Below are 3,205 nucleotides of genomic sequence, written 5' to 3'. Positions count from 1 at the left end.
GTCGCGGGCCGATAGCGCGCCGCGCGACGGCGGAGCGCGGCGGACGAGGGCGCGACTCCGACGGTGACGGGTCATCAATTGATGATGTCACTCCTCGTCGTCTTCCTCCTCCTCTTCGGCGTCTTCCAGCTCGTCAGCCGCATGGTCGATCACGTCGATGGCATGCTGGGCTTCGATGAGGCTCTTGATGGCGGTTTCGGTCTCGCCGCTCTTGTAACCGGCTGCGATGGTCTTGGCGAAATTCCGGCGAAGCTCAAGCAACACCCCGCGCGCGTTGGTCAGGATTTCGAGTTCATTGTCGGCCATATGATCCCCCATGAGGCATTCCGGCCTGATTCGTAGCGCGGGCATATGGCGCGCGTGTGTCGGACCGCGCCGTCGCTGCTACAATCATCGCGACATCGCATGCGGTTTGATACAAGTCATGCTTGTGCACGCATGCCCGCGTCCGATATCCAGCCAGGCGCCTTCGTTGCCCGGACATGACGGGCGGCGCCGGCTCAGCGCGAGCTCACGCCATCGTGTCGAGCAGCGTCTTCGTCATCCGATCGTCGGCCGCCATGACCTTCGCGTTGGCGGCGAAGCTGTATTTGGCGACGAGCTGGCTGACCATTTCCTGCGCGAGGTCGACATTGGGCGCGGCAACGAGCCCGTCCTGGTTGGCGAACGGCGCGGATCGATCCGACGTCGCGACAGTGGAGGGCGTCACAGATGTCACCGACGTCTGCGTGCCGCCGGTTGCGGTTTCGGTTTGCACGACCTGCAGCGGCACATAGGCCTGCGGTGCGCCTGACGGTACGGTGCCGTCGACCGGCAGGGTGCCAGTGCTGCTGACGTTCGCAACATTGCTCGCGGAGACGTCAAGGCGGCGGGTCGCCGCGTTCATGCCGGACAATGCGATGGTCGAGATGTTGCTCATCGAGAGATGCTTCGTTGGGAGGCCTGCCGCGAGATAGCGCGAGCGGTCATAAGCAAGCCTGAAGGCGCGTATCCGAATCCGCGCGACGCGCGTCACGCTTCGTTTACCAAGGTGCCGGGATTACCGAGGTAGCCAAATTCCGCTGGTCCGGCAGCCACGCGGCAACATGCCCGGTTCAGCGTGGTCGCTTCGTCAACGGAGATCACGCTGATCATGCAACACTCAATTCGCGACCTGCCATCTCGCGCTGGAATGATATCCGCCGCCGGCTCCGATCGTTCGATGCTGGCTGCCGCGGAGATCGCCGCCCGGATTCACGATGTCGCGCCCGCGCTGGGCGCGCGCAGCGTGGAATACGAAGCGGTCCGCCGCATTCCCGTCGACGTGATCGAGATGCTGCGATCGATCGGTGTCTTCCGCATGTTCGCGCCGCGGACGTTCGGAGGCCTCGAGCTCGAGCTGCCACTCGGTCTCGAGATCTTGTCGATGTTGGGCCGGATCGATGCATCGCTGGGCTGGACCGCGATGATCGGCAGCGGGTCGACGATCGTGCTGCCCTCCCTGCCGCGGCAGACGCTGGAGTGCATCTATGGGTCCGGTCCCGATGTCATCTCGGGCGGTTCGGCGCAGCCCGCCGGCACCGCAGAAGCGGTTCCTGGCGGCTTCCGCGTCAACGGGCGCTGGCCGTTCGCCAGCGGCTGTCAGCATGCCGATTGGCTGTTCGTGATCTGCGTGATGACTAGGGATGGCAAGCCGCTGCCGGGACCGATGGGAGTCGGCGGTCCGCCGCAGATCCGTGCGGTCGCGCTGCCCGCGAGCGAGTTCATCATCGAGGACACCTGGTTCGCGGCCGGGCTGAAGGGCACCGGCAGCCATCACATCGCGCTCAAGGACAAGCTGGTGCCGCCCGAGCACTTCTGCGATTTCCCGGACGGCGTCGCCTGTCAGGATGGGCCGCTGTATCAGTCGATCCTGCAGATGCTGCCGTTATTCCATTGCGCCTTCTCGGTCGGCGTCGCGCGGGGCGCGCTCGATGATCTCGTGGCAATGGCCGGGAGCGGGCGCCAGCAACTACGGGCGACGACATCGATGCGCGACTCCGAGACGTTCCAGTACGAGCTGGGACGCGTCGCGACCGACATCGTGGCCGCAGAGTTCGCAATCAATGGCGGAGCGGCGAGACTATGGGCCCATGCAGTCGCGGGCACGTTGCGGACCGAAGCGCTGCTGGCCGACTCGACCGCGCTCGGCGCCTGGGTCGCGACCAGTTGCTCCCGCGCCGCCGATGCCTGCTTTACGCTCGGTGGCGGCAGTGCCGTGTACGACAGCTCGCCTTTGCAGCGGCGGATGCGCGACCTTCACGCGGCCGTGCAGCACGCCACGATCCATCAGCGCCATTTCGGGGCGGCGGGCCGGGCGCTGCTCGCGGGCGCCGTTATGCCGGCGGTCTCCGACCTCCGTCTCGAGGCTGCGGTCTGACGACCGTCCTGTGATGGCGTCGACGGGCCTGCGCTCACCGTCGACGTCACCGAGAGGTGCATGTTGTCGCTCGGATTGTTGTTGCGCGACGCTGCCATGTTCATGCTGGAACACGTCGGTTTTGCGATGCCTCGCGCGTGCTTCCGGGATAAGCTCGTGTCGAGGAGTATCGCATGGCCAAAGCACGATCGAAACTCGCCGGCGTCGACGAACACGCCAGGACGATCGCGAAGGCGATCGCCAACGGTCAGCTTCCGCAACCGACGCCCGAGATCGAGCAGTTCCTGGAACAGCGTCCGGTCGACCTCCTTGCGGCTGCCGACGGGGTCTGCCGGCATATCCCGCCGGCCGGCGACGATGAGACTCTCGGGATCGGCTATCTGTTCCTGCTGCAGATGTTGCTGGAGCGCGCGCGTTTTCGGGCCGAGCGCGGCTTCAAAGATGCGGCCGAACTGCTCGCGACTTTCCAGGCCGCTCTCGTGACACGCGCCGAGGCGGGAGAAATCGACGGCAACATGCTTGCCTATCTTGGAGGCGCCCTGCAACAGGCCAAGGTCGCGGCCTCGCCCGAGCTCATTGCCATCTCGGCAAAGCTCGGTCTCGAGGACGAGGAGACCATGCTGCCTGCCGACATCGAGCGCGCGCTCGATCAGATCCTCGAGGCCAGCGACGATGATCCGTTCAGCCTCGTTGGTCTCTTCGCCGAGGGTGGCCACACGCTGCCGGACGAGGCCAAGGCTGCGCTGGTCATGCACCTCGCGGTGGACCACCGGCCGGCGGCGCGCGCGGCCGCCGTGCTGTGTCTGC

At 65.9% G+C, this 3,205-nt stretch carries 4 protein-coding genes and 1 pseudogene; 2 read left to right on the top strand and 3 right to left on the bottom strand.

What is annotated here, in order from left to right; translation table 11 throughout:
• Positions 1 to 87: 87 nt before the first annotated feature.
• The 3 genes from WA702_RS28810 to WA702_RS28800 form a co-directional block, all read right to left on the bottom strand.
• Complete coding sequence (locus tag WA702_RS28810) at positions 88 to 318, bottom strand: hypothetical protein (protein WP_425113935.1); 231 nt, start codon at positions 316 to 318, stop codon at positions 88 to 90.
• A gap of 193 nt (positions 319 to 511) precedes the next feature.
• Complete coding sequence (locus WA702_RS28805; RefSeq protein ID WP_425113934.1) at positions 512 to 919, bottom strand: flagellar basal body rod protein FlgC; 408 nt, start codon at positions 917 to 919, stop codon at positions 512 to 514.
• Positions 920 to 1,011: 92 nt separating this feature from the next.
• Positions 1,012 to 1,134, bottom strand: a complete 123-nt coding sequence (locus WA702_RS28800; protein ID WP_425113933.1) for a hypothetical protein — start codon at positions 1,132 to 1,134, stop codon at positions 1,012 to 1,014.
• A 67-nt stretch (positions 1,135 to 1,201) separates the two neighbouring features.
• Here WA702_RS28800 and WA702_RS28795 point away from each other — a divergent pair, with 67 nt between their 5' ends.
• Positions 1,202 to 2,398 carry a flavin-dependent monooxygenase gene (locus WA702_RS28795; protein WP_425113932.1) on the top strand — a complete coding sequence of 399 codons (1,197 nt, stop codon included), beginning with the start codon at positions 1,202 to 1,204 and terminating at the stop codon, positions 2,396 to 2,398.
• A gap of 173 nt (positions 2,399 to 2,571) precedes the next feature.
• A pseudogene (locus WA702_RS28790) lies at positions 2,572 to 3,205 on the top strand (hypothetical protein); the annotation flags it as partial.

It is taken from the genome of Bradyrhizobium sp. (assembly GCF_049798375.1).
Taxonomy (GTDB): Bacteria; Pseudomonadota; Alphaproteobacteria; order Rhizobiales; family Xanthobacteraceae; genus Bradyrhizobium.
Note: the sequence above shows the minus strand (reverse complement) of the source record. Positions and strands in the feature narration are given on the sequence as shown.

Coding starts and splice junctions, on each gene's coding strand:
- WA702_RS28810 (WP_425113935.1), bottom strand. CDS start 318: ATGGGGGATCATATGGCCGACAATGAACTCGAAATCCTGACCAACGCG.
- WA702_RS28805 (WP_425113934.1), bottom strand. CDS start 919: ATGAGCAACATCTCGACCATCGCATTGTCCGGCATGAACGCGGCGACC.
- WA702_RS28800 (WP_425113933.1), bottom strand. CDS start 1,134: ATGATCAGCGTGATCTCCGTTGACGAAGCGACCACGCTGAACCGGGCA.
- WA702_RS28795 (WP_425113932.1), top strand. CDS start 1,202: ATGCTGGCTGCCGCGGAGATCGCCGCCCGGATTCACGATGTCGCGCCC.